Consider the following 23,038-nt stretch of genomic DNA (forward strand, 5'->3'; position numbering starts at 1 on the left):
TCCCTCTTTTTCATTGCCACACTTTAGCAGTGCGAACTTTTTAGATTGGCGATGGACGTCATTGAAGTAAACTCTGTGTCTGAAATGATGAGGGCCTGTACAGAAAAATTGGATTTTAATCTACGCTGGAAAATGCATCATGGTGGGTGGTTTTATCGGTTATTGCTGAGATGGTGATAACGAAGTGTATCGTGATGTGTGGGACATTCAACTCTGCCTGAATCGTGGTTGTGGAGTGCTTGTGTTGTAAGTTGTATGAGCTGCCGCAGCGTGGGCCATCGGCGAGGATGCGGAGAGAATGTCCTCGACTGCGCTCATAACCTCTTGCTCTTGTTCATGGATGAAAAAGTGATTGCCTTCGAACATCCGGACATCCATAGGTGACATCGTATGCTGCTGCCAGGCACGAAGTGAATCTGTGCTAACCTCAAAATCCCTCGTTCCCCCTAAAACCGTCATCGGGCATGCCAGTGGATCTCCCGGCTGATAAACATAAGTTTCACATACCTTAAAATCTGCACGCAGACGAGGCATAATAATTTGCATCAATTCTGCATTTTGCAGCACCTCTTCGGGGGTGCCCTGCATCAAACGAAGCTCTTCGGTGAAAGAATCGTCTGCTAAATTATGGAGCCGTTTCTTGGAGTATGGAAGTTGAGGAGCGGATTTACCAGATACGATGATATGCACAGGTAGTTTTCCAGCTTTGCTGTATAACTGCCGCGCTGTTTCAAATGCGATCAGTGCCCCCATACTGTGCCCAAAAAAGGCAAATGGCTTATGTATGTATGGAGCCATAGCGGGAACCAACGATTGGACGATGTCTTGAAGGGTTTCCATTGGAGCTTCAGTGGAGCGGCTCTCACGTCCTGGGAGTTGTATTGGCAACACAGTAATATCAGGCGCGAGCCTGGACTTCCAAGAGTTAAATATGTAAGCACCACCACCGGCGTAGGGGAAGCAGAATAGTTGGAGCTTCGCAGTCGGTTGGGCCTCTGTTTTAGCGAACCAAGATTGTGATCGAGTCGTCATATGAATTCCTCCATCCTCTATGCAGTTCATAATTTTACAGTAAATCCTTATATCTCTTTTTTTCTTCCAACACTTTCTAGCTTTTTTAAATATACAAACTTTAAAACGGCTTGACACGGGACAAAAGGGCTAAATTACTAGACTTCATAAAAATAAAACAAAATCCATATTATGCTATTTGTTTCCAAACTACAAAAACAACAATTTGACTTTTTCGCTCATTATCTGCCCATCATGATCTGTAAATCTAGCCTAAAACATAATTTCACATTTTCACGAACATTGTAAAACTAAAATCATTATGATTTACAATTACGCCCAAACCCCTTATCCTATAACAATTTTATCTTTACATGCCATTAACATAAATGTAACAAATTCAACCTGATATCATCCGACAAATTCCGCCTTTTTCCGCGCCCACCTTCAACCTCCTATATAATGGAACTAATTTAAAAAAAGCGCACACAAACCAAAATTAATAACTCTTTAAATTTTTAATAAACCGGGTTTTTAAGTAGTTCTAAAGAACTATATTATGCATAATTTTTTTTGACTCTTCGTCTAAAAAAATTAGTTCGAATTGATTTTTTCGCTTCCAAAGCTATGTTTTTTTCTTTTCAAGCCTAATAGAAACTTTTCAATTTTACTTCATAAGTACCTGTTTTTTAGAAATTTATATCCTTGATTTTACTCTTTCATCCCCCAAAAACAGTAACAGCAAACAGCAAGTCTCCCTTTAGTCAGAGACTTGCTGTTTTATAAGTTTATTATGATTGAATTCACCAGCGAGGGAAGTCTTGACTTCAAATTTCAAGAGGATGCCGCTGCCGCGAGCGTACCGGAAGAATCAGCAGTATGATGAATACTTCGCACGAAACGAATCGTTTTTGTATCTGAATGCATTACAACTGAATGGGTTTCAGCTCTGTGACCAGGCAGAGAACGAACCCCCTGCAACCACTCACCAGGCGTCACGCCTGTAGCGACAAACATCACGCCTTGGCGTCCGACCATGTCCTCCATCGACAGCAACGCCCCTGGATCAGTAATACCCATGCGTTTGCAACGTGCAATCTCTTCTTCTCCATGAGGTAGCAAGCGGCCCTGTATTTCTCCGCCCATGCATTTCAGCGCGGCCGCGGCCAATACACCCTCAGGAGCGCCGCCAGAGCCGATATGCAAATCTACACCGCTGTCCAGGCAGGTTTCAATTGCACCCATCACATCCCCATGACCAAGCAGCTTGATCCGAACGCCGCTTTCCCGCAGAAGCTGAATGATCCCGGCATGCCGTGCACGATCCAGAATGGACACCGTAAGATCGGACAAGGATTTCCCCAGTATGCGCGCTGCTTTTGACAATGTAGTCGGGATCGTGTCCTCTAGTGACAGCTTTCCAGCCAATGCCGGACCAACAGCTAATTTTTGCATGTACATATCCGGAGCGTGTAGTAGACTACCACGAGGTGCAGCAGCAATGACCGACAGTGCGTTATTCAAACCGTTCGCCACCGTTTCCGTCCCTTCGAGAGGATCAACAGCAATGTCCATGGCTGGCCCTCTGCGATTGCCTACTCTCTCCCCGATATACAGCATGGGAGCCTCATCCATTTCGCCTTCGCCAATCACGACCGTGCCGTCCATGGATACCGCATTAAAATGAGTACGAATGGCTACTGTTGCCGCCTCGTCCGCGCTATTCTTATCTCCACGCCCTGTCCATTGTGCCGATTGCAGTGCCGCTGCCTCTGTTACCCGAACGAATTCCAATGCCATTTGACTCTCCATACCTATCCCTCCACCTCTCCTAAAAATGATATTACCTACAGGCAAATAAATATTTTCAGGGCAGCTTTGCTGCCATTTTATTTATATCTTTATATAATCTCCTATATCCTACGGCCGATCCTTATCTTTAGAGCAGCTTTGCTGCCTTTTATATTTACACTCCTGTATCCCGTAATTATATTTTCTTTATAAGCGCTGCTTCTAAGTTGTTTCGCTTCTATAACATTCTGATAATCAAGCCTGCTGTCTCTTCAATGGCTTTATCTGTAACATCAATGACCGGACAATTCAGCTCTTTAAACAAAGACTGCGCATACGCGATTTCCTCTTCCACCCTTGTCGCTGTGGCGTATTGCACATTATTAGGAAGCCCCATAACCTTTAGTCGTTCACTGCGTATTTTCAACAGCAGCTCCGGCTGGATCGTCAATCCGAATACTCGGCCATGCTGAACATCCTTCAACTGAACAGGCGGTGTAAGCTCCGGTACAACCGGAATGTTGACTGTTTTATAACCTTTATGTGCGAGAAACATGGATAAAGGAGTTTTGGAAATACGTGACACTCCAAGCAATACTATATCTGCTTTGAGAATGGCGCTCACATCTTTGCCATCATCGTATTGAACTGCAAAATCCAGTGCCTCTACACGCCGAAAATAGTTGTCGTCCAGTCGGTGCAGTAGACCAGGCTTCTCTTTGGGATCGTTATGAAACGTATCGGCAAACGCCTGCATCATCGGTCCCATAATATCGACAGCCCGCACATTCAGCCGGACAGCCTCTTCTTTCATCGCCTCTCTCAATTCCGGCTGTACCAGCGTATAAGCTACAAAGCCTTTACGCTCGGCAACTTCCTCCATTACCCGACTCAGCTCGTCTTCATCCCTCACGTTCATAAATCTTTTGATCTCTGTGTCTGGTAACTCAAATTGGCGCATGGTCGCCTGTACGACAGCTTCTGCCGTCTCACCAATCGAGTCTGAACAGATCGCTATAAAATGACTGCTCGCCTGAACCATTCGATTCCTCCCATTAATCCTCTGCTACCATATCGAGCAACATTTTAATAATATTTGTTTTTGTAATACGTCCCACGACTTTCCAGTGCTCTCCTGGTTTGTCAGAATCCGAAGGGACGACGACAGGCAGGCTGTCGATTTGACGAGCAATAATTTTGCGTGCTGCCTCTAGTACGGTATCCTCTGGGGAAACAGTGACCACATTCGCCTGCCGGGTCATCACAAGACTGACAGGAATGGTTGCTGCATTGGGATTGCCTAACGTTACCTTGAGTAAATCCTTGCGGGAAGCCACCCCTGCCAAATCTCCGTCTTCATCGGTGACAATCAAATTGCTCACATTTTCCAAAAATAGAGCTACGACAGCTTCCTGAATTGTGGTTGTTTCACGTACGATGACTGGAACCCCGTGAAGATCACCGACTTTCATTTGCAAAAGCCGGAATTTTTCCTCCCGGTTCGGCGTGCCCCGCTTTCCAACAAAATAACCGACCTTGGGCTTAGCATCTATGTAATTCAGAATGCCCAATTTGGATAGGTCGGTCCGAATGGTCGCCTTACTGAGATTAAGCATTTCCGCAATCTGGTCACCCGTTATCGGGGCATGCTTTTGTACGATGTTTAAAATTTCTACTTGTCTTGCCGTAAGGTCGATGATGAACGCCCCTCCTTTTTTTGCTTGCGATCTGATATAGAATATAATACGTCATATATAATAATAAATCAACCTAAAAAAGCATATAAAACATCACATATATAAAATTAAAGTGGTTATTCATGTTTTTTTATCATTTAAAACACTTATTCCATACAAAAAACGGGTGCTTTATCCCCCCTCTTTCGAGTAAGGCAAAGCACCCTCTTTCCTATTCGTATCTTAAAGCATCAATCGGACGCAGCTTCGAAGCCTTGCGCGCCGGATATACTCCAAACAGTACGCCGACTCCCATGCAGCACAGAAAAGAGTACAACACTGGCTCTATCGAATACACAATCGGCATTTGGACGAATTTCTCAAGCAGCTTTGCACCCCCAAGACCCACCATTACACCGACTAGTCCACCCATTAGACTAAGAAAAACAGCCTCAGCCACAAACTGCAGCATAATATCACTGCGCTGCGCACCAATCGCTTTGCGAATTCCGATCTCCCTCGTACGCTCCGTGACGGACACCAGCATAATATTCATAATACCAACACCGCCAACACCGAGCGCAATTGCAGCTACACCGATCAGCAGCATATTCATAACCCGGTCAACCCCAGACACTGTTTTTAAGATTTCCGTCTGGGTCATGATTTGAAAATCATCGCCCTCTGATGGCTTTAGCTCATGTCTGGCACGCAGCACCTGCCGGATTTCAGCACTTGCCTGATCAATCCTGTCCTCCGTTGTTGCAGAGGCATTCACCTGCTGAATGCTCATATTGCCCAGCCGTTCCATTCCAGTTGTAATCGGTACATATACCTGCTGCCCGCTGTTGCTCATATTGGAATTGGAATTGGTCAGCACACCAACCACCTTAAAAGGCAACTGCTTGATCATGATGGTCTCACCGACTGCCCTGGAGGCATCCGGGCCAAAAATATTACGGGCTGCATCACTCCCCAGCACAGCCACATTCATCCGTTTATCCACTTCATAGTGAGTAAACGACCTGCCCTGAGCTAGCGACAGCTTTCTCACATGGACAAATGCCAGCGAAGTCCCCTCAATTTGCCCGCTGACCTTATTGCGACTCCACGTAATATCTGCACTGGTCATCGCACTTGGTGCTACCTCTGCGACTGCTTTTTGCTGCTCTAGCGCCTCGATATCCTCCAGAGATATCCCTTTCGTCTGATTGAACGACATGGAGCTGGACCCATCATATGGAGCATAAGGATAGATCATCAGCAGATTATTTCCCATACTATTGATCTGCGATGTAATTGTAGCGGTTGATCCTTTACCGATGGCTACAATCGCAATCACGGCGGCCACTCCGATAATAATGCCCACCATGGTCAGCAAGGATCGCAGCATATTGGTTCGCAAACTATTGAGCGATACACGAATAATTTCCTGAAATTTCATGCCTTCACTTCCTCTGCCGCCATTCTTCGTTTCTCAACAGGCTGATCCTTTTCAATCCGCCCATCTCGAAAATGAATCAGACGCTTGGCGTATTCCGCAACCTCCTGATCATGAGTAACCAGTACAACCGTTTTCCCCTGATCGTTCAGACGCTGAAAAATCCCCATGATTTCCACACTTGTTTTGGAGTCCAAAGCTCCTGTCGGTTCATCCGCCAAGAGAATAACCGGATTGTTCACAAGTGCACGCGCAATGGATACCCGTTGCTGTTGACCGCCTGACAATTCGTTTGGCCTGTTGTTCATCCGGTCGCCTAGACCTACACTTGTGAGGGCATCCATGGCCCGCAAACGACGCTCCTTGGCAGAAACTCCCGCATAGATCATAGGCAGTTCCACATTCTCCAAAGCTGTTGATCGCGGAAGCAAATGGAATTTTTGAAATACAAATCCGATTTTCTGATTACGTATAATAGCCAGTTCATCCTCGCGGGCATCTAAGATCGAATATCCATCCAAATAAAATTGTCCTGACGTAGGTAAATCCAGACAGCCGATAACATTCATCATCGTGGACTTGCCTGAACCAGACGGTCCCATAATCGCAACAAAATCACCGTCAGCAATATCAAGTTGAACCTCACGCAGAGCATGAATTTCCTGATCTCCGACATGGTACACTTTTTTCAAACCCTCAATCTGAATAACATATCTCATGCCCGTTTAAAAGCCCCCCTGCATGCCGCCCATTGCGGAAGGATCTGGCGGAGGTTCAGGAGCAGGCACAACAATCGTGTCCCCCTCCTTTACACCGGATTTAAGCTCTACTCGGTCTGGCGTGTAAAATCCGAGTTCTACGGGCTTAAATGTGCGTGCCCCGGGATTCGCAGCGTTAGCAGAAACATACACGCCATCCTGGCCTCCTTCGGATCTCAGTGCAGTCGCAGGAACGAACAGTACATTTTTGTGTACTCCCAAAATAACGGCCACATTCATAATCATGCCTGTTTTTAGCTTACCTTTCGGGTCATGTACAGACATCTCCATCAAATACGTCGTCATCCCTTCATCCGTAGAGGCTTCCGGTGAGACAAATTGCACCTTGCCTGGAAACGATTCACCCGGATATGCATTGGTCGTCAACACAGCCGTAAGCCCCTTTTTGACCTTGACAATGTCGGTCTGACTTACCTTCACAACTACCTTAAGGTCGTTGGAATCCGAGTTATTCATTACAATAAATGGAGCCGTCGGACTGGTCCCTACATCCCCGTTCACCTTTAAAATCACTCCGTCCCACGGCGCCGTGACCTGAAGCTTGTTTAACTCATTTTTTTTCTGCTCCAACTCAGTTGCCAGTCTTCGAACCTCTATCCGTGAGGATTGAATACTCGATGCATCAGCCGGAACCTGAGTCTTGTGAAGCTCAGCCATTGCAGCACGGTAGCCAATTTCAGCCTCTGAAATGGTGCGACGTTTTTGCGACATAATTTTGCGGAACTGTAAATCTAGATTATCATAGTCCGTTTGTGCTTTATCCAATGCTTGCTCAGCCTGCTCCAATTCACTATTGGATACTGCCCCGGCATCGTGTAAAAATTTTTGGTCTTCATATGCCTTCCGTGCCTGCTCCAACTGCTTTTTGGAAGCTTTCTTCTGACTCTCGGCTTCTTCCAGCTCAAATGATTCTTGCGCTGTATCGACAGCCATTTTGGCCCGAAGTACATTTGTTTTCTGAATTTCAATATCCTCCGCCTTCGGACCCTTCTCCAATTCAGCCAGCTTGGATTTCGATATCTCCAAAGAATCAGACGCACTTTGTATTTGCATTTTAATTTCTGAACTGTCCAGAAGCGCCAGCACTTGCCCTTTTTTGACCTTGTCCCCGGCTTTCACGTTCACCGCAGCCAGCTTGTTATCGCCTGCACTCGTAAAGTTCAGCTTCACTTCCTTGGATGCTTGCACGGTGCCGGACGTGTCCAGCTTCTCGCTCACATCGCCGCGCTCTACTTTAAACGTCTCGTCCTGAACTATAGGTGCTGCCTGCTCTTTGGGCATATTCAGATATACTGCTGCTCCGCCTCCGCCTACAATCAGCAAAACAATCGCAGTCCAGATCCACTTTTTTCTCCGTTTTCTCCGTAGCTTGATTAAAGCATCATTTAAAACCGTTTCTGCCAACGCCTTTTCCTCCCTATGTGCTCCATGGCTTGTTCAACGTATACTCATTTTGATCCAACTCGATCGCCAGCTCTTCCATTTGCCGTTCAATCTGGTTTACTTTCAACTGGTTGTTTTTCAATTCCATCTCAATAATTAGACCTCTGACCCACTTTTTGTGTGATAACTCCAAGGCTTCTTTTGCTGTACGCAAGCTTTCTTCCAGTTGTACGTATTTCTTTTGGTTTTCCTTAACCGTGGCATACAAATTGCGGAGTGATTCAGCAAAATCCTTTTGACCTTTGGCGAGCTCCTCCTTAGCTGTATCAACATCCATTTTAGCTAGATCGTAAGCACCTGCACCGTTATTAAAATCAAAATATCTCACATTGAGTTCCGAAGTTTTGATACTATCCTCCAGCTTCCATAAATTCGGATTCATGTCTGTCAGCTGTTGTATATGTAATTCAATATCCAGCTTCTTCGGTTCCTTGTACACGGGTCGATCCACCATTTCATAGGCTGTTCCGTTAGGCTGTCCCATAAGGAAGTTCAGAGCATCCCTGGATTTTTGCAACGCAATTTTTCCCTGCTCGACCGCTTGCTCCGCCTGGACTCTGGCCTGTGTACTCTCGTTTTTCGCATATTCAGACAGCTTGCCTCGCGCAAATTTGGCAAGTGCAATCTTTTCCTCCGCTTGGGCGATTTCAAGCGCCTCCAGATCATTTTTCACCTGATTCTCTGCTACAAACACACTTTGGTAGCTTTTCATTACATTAAAATAAATCTGGTCTTTGGCATATTGCGCTTGCTTTTTGCTGGCTAGATAGGATAGTGTCGAGGAACTGTAATTCCTCCAGGACGTTTCATTATCAACATACTCATTGTCTATATAATCGATAGGTGAATTACCCAGCTCCTTTTCGGCATTTTTCAATTCAAGTCTACGGCGCTCTACATCCCGCTCGGCGGTACGCGTATTGTAGCTGTTCGTCTGTGCCCATTCCACTGCCTGCTTAAGCGTTAATGGAGGTAGAGCCTGTCCCGTTACGGATGATGTCTTTGACGTAGCTGCAGCAGATGAATTAACTGACATATTTGCTGACATGCTTCCTGATGGACTGTCAGCCTGTACAGTGGTGACCAAACCTGTAGAAAAGGACAATACAAGCAGCACGGCAGCCGCTTTTTGCTTCATAAATGAATTTCTCCCCTTTCGGTGCATCTTCGAATCTTTTCCATTCTTTTCGACATAAATTTCCACGAATTCTTCGCATTCTAATTGTACTTTCAGGTTTATGTTGGTACAAGGTGTCAAAACAATACATTTTTGTAACCTTTGCTGCCAGATTACTCGTTGTAAACTACTTTACACCCCACCAGACATAGATTTAATCTGTTTTTACCTGAACTTTACCTAAATTTCAGCTAATTTTAAGGAAACTAACAGCATCTATTAAGGTTTGGAACATATACTAGAGAAAGAATAACAGCCGCTCACTAGGAGGGTTAATAGATGATAAAAGAATCTCGCATGACAACTACTAACGAACCGTCTGATTTATGGATGACTCGCTTTCTACGCGAATCAGATCAAAAAAAGAAACAACTCATTCGGGAAGCCCGAAAAAATAATGATATACCGCTAATGAACAGTATTTCTTTTCACCTTGCCCAGCGTGACCAGCAGCATCTGATTGGATAAGCTTAACTGGGAAATCTAGTGCTATATATGAATACCCCCCTTCGTTAATCTACATGATACGCCAGTTTAAAAAGAGACGGGACAAATCAAAACTATGATTTGTCCCGTCTCTTTTTGGCGAGGATTCAGACTAGTGTTATATTGTGTCTCAAAAACAATGCCACCTTTGCTCGTTCCTCGCCTATTCTTCCATCTCCGTCTGCGGATGATATAGATATTGATCCAGCGGGATACGTCCGTTTGCATTAAACTGTATGCCCTCTTCTTCCAAGTACAGGCGCTGCAGGGATGCGGACTCATCCTCCTGCAAAGCAATCTCGCCCAAGCGGTTGACTACTCTATGCCATGGAAGTCGATGTTTTTGGCTCAGTGTATGCAAAATTCGCACCACCTGTCTAGCACCTCTTGGGCTTCCGGCCTCTGCCGCAATTTGACCATAAGTCATTACTTTTCCCTCAGGGATCAGCAATATAATCTGAAGCACTCGGGCAGTGAAAGGCTGCATGTTCTAATTCCTCCGCGTTACTATTGCTTTTTTCCATTATTATAGCACCCTGAACAGAGGCCAAAAACCCCTGCTCCTACAAATGTAAGAAACAGGGGGGGAACCTATCATTGCAATTTAGAATCCACTCAGGCCCTGTCTTTTTAAATCCTGTGCTACCAATCGCGCCAGTTCCCTTGCACCCGCAAAGTTTGGATGTAGTGTATCACCGTTCATATACAAAGCCAGCGTAGCATCTTTGCCAATAGAGGTGAAATAAGCTGAACTAAGAACATTCAGATCGACTAAAGGCGTTTGTTCCTCTTGAGCCAGTGCCAAAATAGCGCTTCTATACCATCTGTTTTCAGCGTTGTGTACATTGTTAGCATTAAAGTCAGTGGCTCGGCCTTGCGGTGTTGACAGAATTACCGTCGCCCCCTTAGCCTTCACCTGCCGAATCATATCCCGCATCCAATCCTTAAACTCCGCTTCGCTTTCGTTATGCTTTGGATTGGTGTCATTAATGCCTAATTGGAGAATAAAATAATCCCCTGGCTTGATATATTGAACGATCGCCTCTAACTGACCATCGTGATGGAAGCCTCTAGCAATCTGGCCCCCTGACGCCATATTGCGAATTTGAAAAGTATTCGTGTTTACAAACTCTGGCAGCAGTTGACCCCATCCTGCCTGCACACTGCTATCTAGCGGATAATAGTTACATACCGTAGAATCCCCGCCGATATAAATCGTGCGATTCGTAACTGGATTGCTAGACAATTGCCTGATTTCCAGTGCACTGAGTGTGAAGACTGCGCCCTCTTTGCCTTCAGTAACTAGCAGATTTAATTGTCCGTCTGTCACTGGAATTTGAAAACGATCCTTAGCCCCATTTCCCGTCATATTTATGACCTGATACACCCCTTCGGCCGCAACACTCGAACGAGAAGTATTTCCTAAAGTAACCGACACCTCATACAAACCTGGAGGAAGATCGACGTCGAAAGTATTCTCGCTTTTCGTACCTGTAGCCAAGAATCGTACCGCATCACTTGCCACCCCAGTCCCCGATGCACTGACATTACGCATATTCTCAGGGGTACGAAAGCCATAGCCACGTGCTGAGTCATAGGACACCGAAGCGCTCACTCCGGTATACCCCGTTTCGACCGTACCCCCGCCAAAATCAAACTTGTACTCGCCAGTTGATGCATGTGCCGGGGTAGCTATACCCAGCCCCGGCGCACCACATAAAAAGGCTGCTAAAAGCATACCAGTCAATCCTTTTTTCCACTTCATTCTTCATTCCTCCTCCAGATTTTTAATTGCATGAAGCAAAGAATATTTTTGTAAGCGTATACATAAAATTCTACCCATGGTTGCAGGGTTGTACCTATGTCATTCTTATGCAATTGAAAAGTAGCTTATTCGTTAAGCTGAACTTGTACTTGTCAGCCTGCATAGTGAGTATGATCCAGTATATTATATGCCTGTACACAAAAAAGCTTCGCAGATCCAACTGCGAAGCTCCCTGAAGCAAAATTCCGTTAGTTCAAAACTACTGCATTAATCCGAAACCAAAATCCCGTCGAAGCTCTCTGGACCTACTCGTATTGTACCCAGCAGGTTAGCTGATACAAAGGCTGTATACACCAATTGTGGCGTAATCGGTGGGTTAAAATCATCTGCTGAGAACGCAATAACCTGTGGAGCTAATAAACTTAAATTAAAAGTTGACGTAGCCGAATAAACAACAGGGTCTGTTATCTGCGTACCTCTGACAATAGTAATTGTAATCCCCACTAAATCAAGTGGAATTTGAAGAGATATAGTTCCTTTAAGCAGAACCCGTGGTGTACCTGTAGCTCCTTGGGTGTTTAATCCGATCTGTCCGAACAATTGCGGCGTATTTAAAAGAGTGATTGGGATGGCAATAGAGTTGGCTGTCGAAGCATTTTGGGATGTTCTTCCATCAATAAATGTTCCCATAGTTTCTCCTCCTCTCTCTATCAGATACTCATAATCTATGAAAAAATCAGTTTTGTGCTTGGACTGAATAACTTGTAAAACACACAACTTCTGATGAATAGGCGAATGTACAGCCCCTTCTCTGATCCTGTGAATACACTAAACCAACACTGGGAAAGGAGGGACGTAATGTCCAATAAGTTTAGAGCCACGTTGAGGGGGGCTAATGAAGTGCCTCCTGTCAGAACGAATGCGACAGGAACTGCGGAATTTCGTTACCGTCCAGCGAGCCAGCAATTAAGCTTTGAGCTGACGGTTCGCAATATTTCACGGGTAACTGAAGCGCACATTCATCTGGGACGAAGAGGTGAAAATGGTCCTGTTGTTGCTACACTGTTTGGCCCTTCGAAGTTTGGGATTACCGTAAGAAGAGGTGTCGTTACCGGCGTGCTGCGTGCAATTGATCTTACCGGTCCACTCAGAGGCAGAACCATTAATGATTTGGTATGCCAAATTAGAGAGGGCAATGCCTACGTCAACGTCCACACGATCCGTCATCCGAACGGTGCCATTCGTGGGCAAATCAGACGCGCACCTATCAAACGTTGCAAATAACGAATGAACATGAGTACTAAAAAGAACTTCCATGCTGCTCATTTTGAGCCTATGGAAGTTCTTTTTTTTAATTCTTAACAAAAGTTAAGAAGTTCATAAGCGATTCTTAAGCCGCTCCCTTTCAGGTTGTTAAGAACTTTATCTTTTAATAGAAAGAGTTCAACAAGATACAGTTCACTACTGAAAGGAAATGAAGCTTATGAAGCCTACGACCAAAGAAAAAATTCCTGAATTACAGTTGGTCAGAGCCATGGCGATTTTAGCCGTCTTAATGGTACATGCCACTTCCTATGCAACAGTCCAACTTACAAATTCCAGCCTTTATGTTGTATATAATGCGCTCAATGTGTTGATGAAGTACGGTACCCCTGTATTTATCGCGCTTAGCAGTATGGTGCTGTTCTATAACTATAAGGATCGTCCGCTGGGACGACAGCTCTTGAGGCGCTTTTATAAGCAGAGATTGCTGTACATCCTCTTACCTTATGTCATGTTTTCTCTGTTTTATTTCATCCTGTCCCTTATGGCTGGCAGTACCGAACCATGGAGTATAATTACACTTGCGGAAAACCTTGCTCTGAAACTGGTTACGGGCAAAGCGTACACCCATTTATATTATATTTTTATCATGATGCAATTTTATCTTGCATTTCCATGCATACTGTGGCTGTTCCAGCGTTATCGGCAATTTCCGCAATGGTCTATTGTCATTGGGCTGCTGCTACAGTGGTCATTTATAATTAGCAACAAATTTCTTTTTCAGGTTCAAAATAAAGGCAGCTGGGCGCTGTCCTATGTGGCCTGCTACATGCTGGGCGCAGCTCTCGGCTATTACTATCCCCAGCTTCGAACTTGGTTTCTGGTACGTAAGGAGGAACGAAGCTTTACAAGTATGCTGACATGGATCGCAATTTGGGCTTTATGGCTGATTTCAGCCACCATTCATGTCTATATGTGGTACGAAAATAGATTGTACGGAACCTCGTACAATTCGCTAGTTTTTGAACTTATGTATAACATGTACAGCCTGTCTAGTACGCTGGTATTACTACAGATTTCCTTTTTAATGTATAGAAGACAACATTCCTTTGTCATTCGCAAGCTGGAACGTCTGGGCACACTGTCCTTTGGTGTGTATCTCATACATCCATTTTTCCTACTCTTGTATCGGCAGTTTTCACCACACATTGGCTCACCGCAGCTTATTCATGTGTGGTACGCTGGAGGTTTTTTCTGTGCACTTCTTTGTTCTTGGCTCGTCGTGTCGGTCATCGCCCGCTTCCTGCCATGTGCTTGGATTTTGTTTGGTCAGCTACCGGGCATAGGAAAAAGGAAATCCCCGCGAGAAGAGCGCATGTCTTCGCCCGAAACGCTACTATTCAAAGGCCGATGATATCCAACAAACGACCTGAGAAGAGTGTCCATAGCCTCCATCGCCAAAAAGGTATATAATACGCCCATATTGTATACTGCTGGAAAGAACAGAAAGGGTGCACAACCATGCATAACATGCATAACGGAACCATTTTATTAGTAGACGATGAACCTGAAATTATTAAGCTCATGCAAATATATTTAGAAAATGAAGGATATCGCTTGCTCATGGCACGGGACGGACTGGAAGCGCTGGAGCAGGTTAATCGGGAACAGATAGATGTAATGGTGCTGGATGTGATGATGCCCAACATGGACGGGATTGAAGCCTGCATGAAAATCAGGGAAACCGAGCATTTTCCGATCATTATGTTGTCTGCGAAGGGACAAGATATGGACAAAATTACAGGGCTTAGCGTTGGGGCCGATGATTATGTCACCAAGCCGTTCAGCCCGCTGGAGCTAGTGGCACGCATCAAATCCCAGCTACGTAGAGTACGGAAATATACCCACTCCTCTCCTATATTGGAGCATGAAATGGTACTGGATGAACTCTCCATTAACACTGTTACACATGAGGTCACTCTCGCTGGAGAATCCGTTAAGCTGACTCCGCGTGAATTCGCTATTGTTGAGCTTTTGGCTCGACACCGGGGTCAAGTGCTGAGCATGGAGCAGATTTATGAGAAGGTCTGGAAGGAACAATATCTGGAATCCAACAAAACGCTAATGGTACATGTGCGTAAAATTCGCGAGAAAATTGAGACTGATCCGCGAAAGCCCAAATACCTGAAAACAGTGTGGGGCATCGGCTATAAAATGGAAAAATTCGATTAATGGAGGACTTGCGTCTTGAAGGCAAAACGATACGATACGCTGGGATGGAAGCTGGCAGCCCTTAGCCTTGCCGCCTTCACTTTAACTGGACTAATTTTAATGGTGTTTTATTATGGAGCGTCTTTGCTGTTATGGCTGAATCCCTCGCGTTCTTTTTTTGGCACTCGGCTGATCCGCTGGACCGTCAATCACATTGGTTCCTCACTGATCTTGCTGGTGTGTGGGCTGCCTTTATATATTTATTTCTTTTTCCTTTTTACCAAAAATACGATTGGCTATCTACGCGAGATTACGACAGGGATGCAGAATTTCGCGGACGGAAATTTATCCTATTCGATTCCGGTATCTTCCGCAGATGAACTGGCAACCTTGGCAAAAAATATGAACACCATGGCAGACAAGCTCCGTCTTTCAATAGAAGAAGAACGGGCTTCCGCCAAAGCGAAAAACGACCTGATCACTGGTGTATCCCACGATCTTCGCACCCCGCTAACATCGGTGATTGGCTTTTTGGAGTATATTGAAACCGACCGTTACCGGGATGAAATTGAGCTACGCTATTATGTAAACATTGCTTATGAAAAATCGCTGACGCTTAAAAAGCTGATCGACGAGTTATTTGAATACACGCGTGTGAGTGGTGGTAGCCTGCCACTGGAGCTGGAGCCTGTAGACCTCGGCAAATTGCTCACTCAACTTGCTGAGGAATTTGTACCCTCACTGGAACAGGCGGACATGTCCTATCGTGTCCGAATCGTTGAGCCTGTTCGGATTTTGGCCGACACGGACGAGCTGGTGCGCCTGTATGAAAATTTATTTTCCAATGCGATTCGATACGGAAAGGATGGCAAGCGTCTCGATATCACGATAGGACGTGAAGGCGATGAAGCGATAGTGATCTGCACCAACTACGGCACCCCGATTCCACCGGAAGATGTCCCACATCTCTTTGAACGGTTTTACAGAGTGGACAAATCACGCTCCAAGGAAACCGGAGGTACCGGGCTGGGCCTTGCTATTACCAAAAGCATTACCGAACTGCACAATGGCCGCATTTCGGTTAGGAGCAATCGTAGACAAACGGATTTTGAAACCCGTTTTCCGATCTATCGCGCCCGTTAGACGGGCAGTATAACGCTAACCAACCAACAACGTATAAACGATACCTGGTCCGTGTACACCAATCGTCAAATCATTTTCGATATCCGACGAGCGGCTCGGTCCAGTAATAAAATGAATGCCTGCGGGTAATTGCTCACGCCCTGCTACGTCAAAACGGCTTAAAATCTCGCCCAGTCGTGTTCGCAGACGTTCCACGGGCAGGAGAATAATCAGCACGGTCGGCAGCAGACTGACCGAGCGCCCCTTCTCCGGCGAGGATAGCACTGCTACCGAGCCGGTGTAGGCGGCGGCCTCATCGGCCATGACGATGCCGATATCGGCCTCCGCGGCGCGTGCCTTCCAGTTTTGGGCTGGATCGGTGTTCCACACCGACAGTCGGACTTCCGGCAGCGCTGCTTCCAACTGGAGCGCATCCAGGTCCGGCTCATTCTGCCGGACGATATAGGCTGCTCCCAGCTCGCGCGCCTTGTGCGCGATCCAGTCTGCCGCCTTCTTCAGATCCGGCAGACGCACTACGTGTCCGCCAACACTTGTAAAGTTGGCGGTGAACTCCTCGATGCGCTGCTCCGCACTCCATTCGAATTCGTGCCAAAACGCAGGTGCGCCGCGAAACGGCTGCTTCGGTGGCTCTGTCTGTCGCGGACGCTTGAGCCGCGTCGCAATGCCTTCCATAAAGCGTGCCTGCTTGACACGGGATTCTGCTTGCATGTGATGAAGCCATGCTTCATGCTCCGCTTTTGCTTGCGCAGAAGGATTACGCTGTTCACTCATGCTGCATCCCTCCTTTTCTTCTATCCGCCAAGATCGTCTCCATTCGGCTGAGAATGTCCGGATGCATGACCTTGCGTTCCTGCTCCAGCTCACGCGCTAGTGTGTTCCAGTGCTGACGGAAGGACTTATTCGCCAGACTAGGAGCCACACGGTACGTATTCCAGCCTTTTAAGGGGCCAAGCTTAAGGGTAATTTCTCCCTTACGAACCACCGCTTTCTGTGCGATCTGCCCGAGACTGATCGCCGCAGCGAATCGCTTCGAGCTGGAAACTACCGCCGCAAAACCTTTCATCCCGATCGTCTCCAGCTTATCCCCTTGTCCTGCCTCCACCTTGCGTCTACGCAAATAAACCAGCATATCATGCAGTGGTATTTTGACCGGACAGGCTTCATAACACGCTCCACACAGACTGGACGCACTCGCAATATCGTTCCACTCTTCAATGTTGCCATGAAGGGCAGGCGTAAGCACTGCACCGATAGGACCGCTATATGTCCCGCCATACGCGTGCCCCCAATGTGTCGGTACACCGGACAAGCGTTCAGGCAAGCGCCGCAGCGGATGCAATTTAACAACTCTTGAAACTCAGGATTGCCTAGCTGAAGCGAACGCCCGTTATCTACGATAATAATGTGCATTTCCTCCGGTCCATCGGCATCCTGGCTGCGCCGGGGTCCTGAAATACCGGACATATACATCGTCAGCTTTTGTCCGGTAGCGGAGCGTGGCAGCAATGTAGCCATCACCTCCAAATCTGTCCAGGATGGAATAATTCGCTCCATACCCATCAGTGTGATTTGCGTTTTGGGCAGAGTAGAAACCATGCGAGCGTTGCCTTCATTTTCAAACAAAACCATGGAACCCGTCTCGGCAATGGCAAAATTGCAGCCTGTCATGCCAATATCCGCTTCTAGAAACTTTTCACGCAGCTTTTTGCGGACAAAGCCCGCCAAAATCGTCGTATCTGCGGACAGCTCCTCCCCTGCTTCTTTAGACAGCAGCTCGGCAATCTGATAGCGGTTTTTGTGAATCGCAGGGATCACGATATGAGATGGTGCCTCTCCCGCCAGTTGAATAATATACTCACCGAGGTCACTTTCAATCGTCTCGATATCCGCACCTTCCAGCGCCTGATTCAAATGCAGTTCCTCCGACACCATCGACTTGGATTTGACGACAGAACGGGCTTGATTATGCGCGGCAATGTCCAGTGTAATGCGCACGGCATCCACTGCGGTGTCGGCAAAATGGATATGCACCCCGTTGGCACGGGCATTTTCTACAAACAGATTTAGGTAATAGTCCAGATGGGCAATGGTATGAAGCCGAATTTGACGCCCCCGCTCACGCCATTCCTCCCAATTTCCATGCTGCTCTGAAGCTGTCCGCTTGCCGTTGCGCAGTCGCTCGGTAGTGAAACGAACTGCATTCCGCAAAAAATCATCATTCAGAGCCAGCTCTGCACGTTTTTTGACCTTTTGATTCATAGAGTGCGTATGTACAGCGGTCATGCGTGCTTCACCCCTTCGTATAACAGCTCTGCCAGATGCATCACCCGAACTGGCTCTTTCCGATATCTGAGATTACCGGCGATATTCATCAAACAGGCCATGTCCAGTCCGACCAGTACCTCGGCTTCCGTCTCCCTGATATGGTCCACTTTTTCAGTCACCATCGCTCCCGAAATATCGGGCATTTTCACCGCAAAAGTACCACCAAACCCACAGCAGTCCTCCGCAAAAGGAAGCGGCACTAATTGCAAACCCTTTACGCTGCCAAGCAGCTTCATCGGTTCCTCCTTTACGCCGAGCAAACGTGTTCCATGACAAGACGGATGATAGGTTACCGTATGCGGAAAAGACGCACCCACATCGGTCACGCCAAGCACCTGCACCATAAATTGTGTAAACTCATACGTCTTTTGCTCCAGCCTCCGTGCCGACTCCAGCCACTCAGGCTCATCCTTGAACAACTCCGGGTAATGATGAATCATATATGTGCAGGAACCGGAAGGAGCTACGACAAAATCACTGTTATTAAACGCTTTCAAAATCGTTTTTGCCGCTGCCCTTGTTTCATCCCAATAGCCGCTGTTATAGGACGGCTGCCCGCAGCATGTCTGCACCTTGGGAAATTCCAGCTCGACACCATATCTGGCAAGCAAGCGGGCCATCGCTTCCCCTACCTTGGGATACATCGCATCACTTAGACAGGTAATAAATAAAGATACCTTCAAACGGCACACCCCTTCCGTCCATTTTCCAAAGGAAAACTTTCATCATAAGCATAAGCTTGCAGTGGGATTCTCACCTATGTAGATCTTACTCATTAGAGAATCCCGCTGCAACAGCGATCGTAAATCAAATGAACCGCAGAGCGACCTCACGCCGGAAACTACCTGCTTACACAATCGTAACCGGAATGGACAACTCTACGAGCTGACTGCGAATCGGGTCCGACAGCCGCGAATCTGTAATAATTTCGGACACTTGCGTCAAGTTCACGACATGGGTAAACGCCTGCTGCCCGAATTTGCTCGCATCTGCCAGTAAAATTACCCGATCCGCAATGCTGACCATTTTCTGCTTCAAACGAGCTTGCAGCTCATTTGATTCACTAATGCCGCGATCCAGATGAACTCCCTGACTGGAAAAAAACAGCTTATCCACATAATAGGTTTCTAATGAACGCTCTGCGAGCGGGCCCACGAATGACAGTGAACGTTGAAGCAGCTGTCCTCCCGTCGAAATGACCTCGATTTTTTCCTTACCTGCCAGCTCTGTAGCTACCCGAATCGAATTCGTCAGTATCGTTAAAGGAATATCCGGCAGACTGGACGCCATATACCAGGCAGTCGTACTGGCATCCAGCAAAATGCGATCGTGCGGCTGAATCTGCTTGACCGCTTCCTCAGCAATCCGACGCTTTTCCTCCGCGTTCATAATTTCCCGTACCGCATAGGGCGTTTCAGGCTGCTCGTTTTTGACACTAACCGCTCCCCCATGAGAACGGCGCAGTCGTCCCGCCTGCTCCAGACGATCGAGATCGCGGCGAATCGTTTCTTCCGTTACTTTACACAGCTCACTCAATTCGGACACCCGTATGCTTCCTCTTTCATTTACGAGCTGCACTATCATCTCATATCTTTCTGCGACCAGCATGGCAATCTCACTCCACATCTTTAATGTACAAAAAGTCCTGTCACCCGCCGGAACCGCCCGTAGGCATCCTCCCACGCTTCTGACTCGGCAGGTTCATATTCCTCTACGGTAATAGAATCCGCAATGACCCGGCGTGCTTCCCATATATCGGCGAACTTTCCCTGTGTCATCCATTGTACCGCAAGATTGCCGATTGCGCTCGCTTCTGCGGGTCCTGCCCATACGGGTTTTTGAATCGAATTGGCCGTCCATTGGCACAGCAAGCGATTTTGAATCCCTCCGCCGACCATATGCAAACCATTAAAACGCTGTCCTGACACCCGTTCTGTAAGCTCCAAAATGTAGCGATACTTTAACGCCAGACTTTCCAGAATGCAGCGCGTAATCTCTCCCGGCGTCTCCGGCATTAGCTGCCCGGTATTGCGGCAGTATTGGCGTATGCGTGTTTTCATATCCCCGGCATGCAGAAACAGTTCATCATCCGGGTCAATCAAACAAGTGAACGCTGGAGCCTGTTCTGCCATATGAACCAATTCAGGAAAGGAATAGGAATTTCCCTGCCGTTCCCATTCTCTGCGCGCCTCCTGTAGAATCCACAGTCCCATGATATTTTTTAGCAGCCTGTAGGTTTGGCCTACGCCGCCTTCATTTGTAAAATTAAATCGAAGCGTATCATCATTAATTACTGGCTGTGCGGTCTCCGTTCCCATCAGGGACCATGTTCCGCAGCTCAAGTACGCAAAGGACCGCTCCAGCGCTGGTACGGCAGCCACTGCTGATCCTGTGTCATGCTCTGCTACTGCAATCACAGGAATCGCTCCAATACCCAGATCCGTCATGACCGATGAACGGATTGTACCTGCAACACTTCCCGGCTCCAGTACCTCTCCAAACCAAGAGCGGGGAATGTTGATTCCAGACAAAAGCTCATCATCCCATTTTTGCTGTAACGGATGATATAATTGCGTGCTGGTTGCATTAGAAAACTCATGATACATTTCACCTGTCAGAAAATACCGCAGCAAATCAGGGATCATCAGGAAATGTTCTGCCTGCTCCAGCAAGGGTGATCTTGCATTTCGCATAGCAGCCAGCTGATAAATCGTATTAAACGCCAAAAACTGAATGCCTGTGCGCTGAAAAATAAAATCTTTTCCCAGCCGTTCCTGTACTTCTTCCATTACTCCATGGGTGTGCCAATCCCGATAATGATAAGGGTTGCCCAACAATTCGCCGGTTTCTCCAATCAGTCCAAAATCGACCGCCCAGGAGTCAATCGCCAGGCTGGATGGATTCACTCTCATATGCTTGGCTTTGAGCAATCCTTGCTGAACCTCGTGATAGAGACGCAATATATCCCAGTGCAGGCGCTCCCCAACCTTGACCGGATCATTGGAAAAGCGATGGATTTCCTCCACCACGATACGTGAATCGGTTAATTTTCCGAGTAGAACCCTGCCGCTGCTTGCCCCCAAATCATAAGCGAGGATGCTCACCAGCTCGCACCACCCTTGCCTCTTTGCAAAATCTGCGTACCATACTCAGACGCCAAATAGGATTTCATTGGATCTGCAGGTAATCCTTGCTCTTCACGGATTGCTTTGAGCAACGGGGCCACATCAAACTCAAATGCTTGGCGTACGGCATCCTCCGCACCCAGCACATCCTGACGGCTCACCGCTTCCTCCACCTCTGCATGATTGATCAAAAGTGCCTTCGCATATTGAGTCTGCACATTTAGGACCGAGCGAATCATGGCCGGAATTTTGGGTTCGATATTGTGCGACTGATCGATTAAATAAGCAATTTTATCGACAGTATGACGGATATCTGCATCGACATCCTGAGCTGCGTTCAAAATCTGATAAAAGATTAAAAACAGCTCATACGGATTGGAGGAACCCACGATCAGATCATCATCCGCATATTTATAACTGTTAAAATGAAAGCCACCCAGTCGCTTCTCATCCATTAAAAACGCAACAATATGCTCCACGTTGGCTCCCGGTAGATGATGCCCTGTATCCACCAGCACCTGTGCCTGCGGCCCCTACTTGGTCGCGTAATGGTACGCCATGCCCCAATCAGCAATATCCGTATGGTAAAAAGCCGGCTCAAACGCCTTGTATTCAATCAGCATGCGCATATCCGGCGTAAGCGCCTTATACATTTCATGGAGCGCCTCCAGCATCCAATTTTTGCGTTTGCGAATGTCCCCCTGACCGGGATAATTCGTTCCGTCCGCAAACCATAGGCTAAAGTCGTTGGAGCCTGTTTCCTTTGCAATATCCACGCATTCCAGCAAATGGTTGATAGCCTTGCGACGGATTGCCGGGTCTACATTAGTAACGCTACCGAGCATGTAGTCCTCGTCTTGAAAGAGATTGGGATTTACCGCCCCAATTTGCAGGCCAAGACTTTCGGCATGACTGCGAAGCTTGCCATAATTGTCAACTTTATCCCACGGGATGTGAATGGCAACGGACGGACACAAGCCTGTCAAGGCATGAACCTGTGCGGCATCCTCCAGCTTTTCGAACGGATCACGCGGCACACCCGTTTTCTGAAAGACTTTAAAACGTGTACCTGAGTCGCCATATCCCCAGGAAGGTGTTTCTATGCTAAGCGCTTTCAGTTTGGTCTTTACTTGCTCTAGGTCAATGCCTCGTTGTTGCTGTTGTTCCTCGAATAAGGCGTACGCTTTGTCACTCATCGTGGTTCCTCCTTGGAAAATGAAGTGAGTTATGGGAGGCCGCTTCGCTGCTTACCACCCATAAAGTCACTTCTAATTTAAAGTGTTGGTGTATATATAAAAGGATGAAAACACGCAAATAAGTGTTGTTGCTTATTTACGTGTTTCCCAGAGTATTTTACATCCCTTCGGAACTATGGGCTTGTGCCCTCGATTAATGAAATGGA

The 23,038-nt window shown here is 46.9% G+C and carries 20 protein-coding genes and 2 pseudogenes; 5 read left to right on the forward strand and 17 right to left on the reverse strand.

Annotated elements, in window-relative coordinates:
• Window positions 1-207: 207 nt before the first annotated feature.
• The 8 genes from G7035_RS23695 to G7035_RS23730 all read right to left on the reverse strand — a co-directional run bounded on the left by G7035_RS23695 (window position 208) and on the right by G7035_RS23730 (window position 9,279).
• A complete protein-coding gene (locus G7035_RS23695; RefSeq protein WP_019687139.1) occupies window positions 208-1,032 on the reverse strand; it encodes a thioesterase II family protein in 825 nt (274 codons plus the stop codon).
• Window positions 1,033-1,845: 813 nt separating this feature from the next.
• The gene (glpX, locus tag G7035_RS23700; protein ID WP_016818476.1) at window positions 1,846-2,823 is read right to left on the reverse strand and encodes a class II fructose-bisphosphatase; all 978 of its coding nucleotides are present in this window, start codon (window positions 2,821-2,823) and stop codon (window positions 1,846-1,848) included.
• A 217-nt stretch (window positions 2,824-3,040) separates the two neighbouring features.
• Entirely contained in the window at window positions 3,041-3,844 is an 804-nt protein-coding gene (locus G7035_RS23705; protein WP_016818475.1) for a pyruvate, water dikinase regulatory protein, read from the reverse strand.
• Window positions 3,845-3,857: 13 nt separating this feature from the next.
• Window positions 3,858-4,472, reverse strand: a complete 615-nt coding sequence (locus G7035_RS23710) for a helix-turn-helix transcriptional regulator (protein ID WP_223822107.1) — start codon at window positions 4,470-4,472, stop codon at window positions 3,858-3,860.
• 238 nt (window positions 4,473-4,710) lie between these two features.
• Entirely contained in the window at window positions 4,711-5,922 is a 1,212-nt protein-coding gene (locus G7035_RS23715) for an ABC transporter permease (protein ID WP_017428484.1), read from the reverse strand.
• Window positions 5,919-6,638 carry an ABC transporter ATP-binding protein gene (locus G7035_RS23720; RefSeq protein WP_016818473.1) on the reverse strand — a complete coding sequence of 240 codons (720 nt, stop codon included), beginning with the start codon at window positions 6,636-6,638 and terminating at the stop codon, window positions 5,919-5,921. Before G7035_RS23720 ends, G7035_RS23715 begins: the two co-directional genes overlap by 4 nt.
• Window positions 6,639-6,644: 6 nt before the next feature.
• Window positions 6,645-8,102: an efflux RND transporter periplasmic adaptor subunit gene (locus tag G7035_RS23725; protein WP_019687138.1), complete on the reverse strand. Its 1,458-nt coding sequence runs from the start codon at window positions 8,100-8,102 to the stop codon at window positions 6,645-6,647.
• A 13-nt stretch (window positions 8,103-8,115) separates the two neighbouring features.
• Window positions 8,116-9,279: a TolC family protein gene (locus tag G7035_RS23730; RefSeq protein ID WP_017428482.1), complete on the reverse strand. Its 1,164-nt coding sequence runs from the start codon at window positions 9,277-9,279 to the stop codon at window positions 8,116-8,118.
• A gap of 318 nt (window positions 9,280-9,597) precedes the next feature.
• On the opposite strand from G7035_RS23730, the gene G7035_RS23735 reads away from it, so the two are divergent.
• Window positions 9,598-9,786 carry a hypothetical protein gene (locus tag G7035_RS23735; RefSeq protein WP_019687137.1) on the forward strand — a complete coding sequence of 63 codons (189 nt, stop codon included), beginning with the start codon at window positions 9,598-9,600 and terminating at the stop codon, window positions 9,784-9,786.
• Window positions 9,787-9,967: 181 nt separating this feature from the next.
• Here G7035_RS23735 and G7035_RS23740 read toward each other — a convergent pair whose 3' ends face one another.
• The 3 genes from G7035_RS23740 to G7035_RS23750 all read right to left on the reverse strand — a co-directional run bounded on the left by G7035_RS23740 (window position 9,968) and on the right by G7035_RS23750 (window position 12,259).
• Window positions 9,968-10,291 (reverse strand): MGMT family protein, encoded by a 324-nt coding sequence (locus G7035_RS23740; protein WP_016818470.1) that lies wholly within the window; start codon window positions 10,289-10,291, stop codon window positions 9,968-9,970.
• Window positions 10,292-10,408: 117 nt separating this feature from the next.
• Window positions 10,409-11,569: a rhamnogalacturonan acetylesterase gene (locus G7035_RS23745; protein ID WP_019687136.1), complete on the reverse strand. Its 1,161-nt coding sequence runs from the start codon at window positions 11,567-11,569 to the stop codon at window positions 10,409-10,411.
• A gap of 267 nt (window positions 11,570-11,836) precedes the next feature.
• Window positions 11,837-12,259 carry a hypothetical protein gene (locus G7035_RS23750; RefSeq protein WP_019687135.1) on the reverse strand — a complete coding sequence of 141 codons (423 nt, stop codon included), beginning with the start codon at window positions 12,257-12,259 and terminating at the stop codon, window positions 11,837-11,839.
• Window positions 12,260-12,427: 168 nt separating this feature from the next.
• On the opposite strand from G7035_RS23750, the gene G7035_RS23755 reads away from it, so the two are divergent.
• From G7035_RS23755 to G7035_RS23770, 4 genes are all read left to right on the forward strand, one after another.
• On the forward strand, window positions 12,428-12,853 hold the full coding sequence (locus tag G7035_RS23755; protein ID WP_016818467.1) for a CHRD domain-containing protein: 426 nt from the start codon (window positions 12,428-12,430) through the stop codon (window positions 12,851-12,853).
• Between the two features lie 199 nt (window positions 12,854-13,052).
• A complete protein-coding gene (locus tag G7035_RS23760) occupies window positions 13,053-14,246 on the forward strand; it encodes an acyltransferase (protein ID WP_019687134.1) in 1,194 nt (397 codons plus the stop codon).
• A 116-nt stretch (window positions 14,247-14,362) separates the two neighbouring features.
• Window positions 14,363-15,064 carry a response regulator transcription factor gene (locus G7035_RS23765; RefSeq protein WP_029515018.1) on the forward strand — a complete coding sequence of 234 codons (702 nt, stop codon included), beginning with the start codon at window positions 14,363-14,365 and terminating at the stop codon, window positions 15,062-15,064.
• Window positions 15,065-15,079: 15 nt separating this feature from the next.
• A complete protein-coding gene (locus tag G7035_RS23770; RefSeq protein ID WP_019687132.1) occupies window positions 15,080-16,186 on the forward strand; it encodes a sensor histidine kinase in 1,107 nt (368 codons plus the stop codon).
• A 15-nt stretch (window positions 16,187-16,201) separates the two neighbouring features.
• Here G7035_RS23770 and G7035_RS23775 read toward each other — a convergent pair whose 3' ends face one another.
• From G7035_RS23775 to rhaI, 6 genes and pseudogenes are all read right to left on the reverse strand, one after another.
• On the reverse strand, window positions 16,202-16,957 hold the full coding sequence (locus tag G7035_RS23775) for a LutC/YkgG family protein (RefSeq protein WP_019687131.1): 756 nt from the start codon (window positions 16,955-16,957) through the stop codon (window positions 16,202-16,204).
• A pseudogene (locus tag G7035_RS23780) lies at window positions 16,950-18,469 on the reverse strand (LutB/LldF family L-lactate oxidation iron-sulfur protein). The gene G7035_RS23775 and the pseudogene G7035_RS23780 overlap by 8 nt, the downstream one beginning before the upstream one ends.
• Entirely contained in the window at window positions 18,466-19,194 is a 729-nt protein-coding gene (locus G7035_RS23785; RefSeq protein WP_019687129.1) for a (Fe-S)-binding protein, read from the reverse strand. The pseudogene G7035_RS23780 and the gene G7035_RS23785 overlap by 4 nt, the downstream one beginning before the upstream one ends.
• 166 nt (window positions 19,195-19,360) lie before the next feature.
• On the reverse strand, window positions 19,361-20,119 hold the full coding sequence (locus tag G7035_RS23790; protein ID WP_019687128.1) for a DeoR/GlpR family DNA-binding transcription regulator: 759 nt from the start codon (window positions 20,117-20,119) through the stop codon (window positions 19,361-19,363).
• Between the two features lie 20 nt (window positions 20,120-20,139).
• Window positions 20,140-21,615 (reverse strand): rhamnulokinase, encoded by a 1,476-nt coding sequence (locus tag G7035_RS23795; protein ID WP_019687127.1) that lies wholly within the window; start codon window positions 21,613-21,615, stop codon window positions 20,140-20,142.
• Window positions 21,612-22,832 (reverse strand): annotated as a pseudogene (gene rhaI, locus G7035_RS23800) (L-rhamnose isomerase). The gene G7035_RS23795 and the pseudogene rhaI overlap by 4 nt, the downstream one beginning before the upstream one ends.
• Window positions 22,833-23,038: the final 206 nt, after the last annotated feature.

The organism is Paenibacillus polymyxa, assembly GCF_015710975.1.
GTDB lineage: Bacteria > Bacillota > Bacilli > Paenibacillales > Paenibacillaceae > Paenibacillus > Paenibacillus polymyxa.

Excerpts from the sequence above, each read along its gene's own strand:
- glpX (WP_016818476.1), bottom strand. The coding sequence starts at position 2,823 with ATGGAGAGTCAAATGGCATTGGAATTCGTTCGGGTAACAGAGGCAGCG.
- G7035_RS23740 (WP_016818470.1), bottom strand. The coding sequence starts at position 10,291 with ATGCAGCCTTTCACTGCCCGAGTGCTTCAGATTATATTGCTGATCCCT.
- G7035_RS23730 (WP_017428482.1), bottom strand. The coding sequence starts at position 9,279 with ATGAAGCAAAAAGCGGCTGCCGTGCTGCTTGTATTGTCCTTTTCTACA.
- G7035_RS23755 (WP_016818467.1), top strand. The coding sequence starts at position 12,428 with ATGTCCAATAAGTTTAGAGCCACGTTGAGGGGGGCTAATGAAGTGCCT.
- G7035_RS23765 (WP_029515018.1), top strand. The coding sequence starts at position 14,363 with ATGCATAACGGAACCATTTTATTAGTAGACGATGAACCTGAAATTATT.
- G7035_RS23760 (WP_019687134.1), top strand. The coding sequence starts at position 13,053 with ATGAAGCCTACGACCAAAGAAAAAATTCCTGAATTACAGTTGGTCAGA.
- G7035_RS23750 (WP_019687135.1), bottom strand. The coding sequence starts at position 12,259 with ATGGGAACATTTATTGATGGAAGAACATCCCAAAATGCTTCGACAGCC.
- G7035_RS23705 (WP_016818475.1), bottom strand. The coding sequence starts at position 3,844 with ATGGTTCAGGCGAGCAGTCATTTTATAGCGATCTGTTCAGACTCGATT.
- G7035_RS23790 (WP_019687128.1), bottom strand. The coding sequence starts at position 20,119 with ATGCTGGTCGCAGAAAGATATGAGATGATAGTGCAGCTCGTAAATGAA.
- G7035_RS23735 (WP_019687137.1), top strand. The coding sequence starts at position 9,598 with ATGATAAAAGAATCTCGCATGACAACTACTAACGAACCGTCTGATTTA.
- G7035_RS23695 (WP_019687139.1), bottom strand. The coding sequence starts at position 1,032 with ATGACGACTCGATCACAATCTTGGTTCGCTAAAACAGAGGCCCAACCG.
- G7035_RS23720 (WP_016818473.1), bottom strand. The coding sequence starts at position 6,638 with ATGAGATATGTTATTCAGATTGAGGGTTTGAAAAAAGTGTACCATGTC.
- G7035_RS23775 (WP_019687131.1), bottom strand. The coding sequence starts at position 16,957 with ATGAGTGAACAGCGTAATCCTTCTGCGCAAGCAAAAGCGGAGCATGAA.
- G7035_RS23745 (WP_019687136.1), bottom strand. The coding sequence starts at position 11,569 with ATGAAGTGGAAAAAAGGATTGACTGGTATGCTTTTAGCAGCCTTTTTA.
- G7035_RS23715 (WP_017428484.1), bottom strand. The coding sequence starts at position 5,922 with ATGAAATTTCAGGAAATTATTCGTGTATCGCTCAATAGTTTGCGAACC.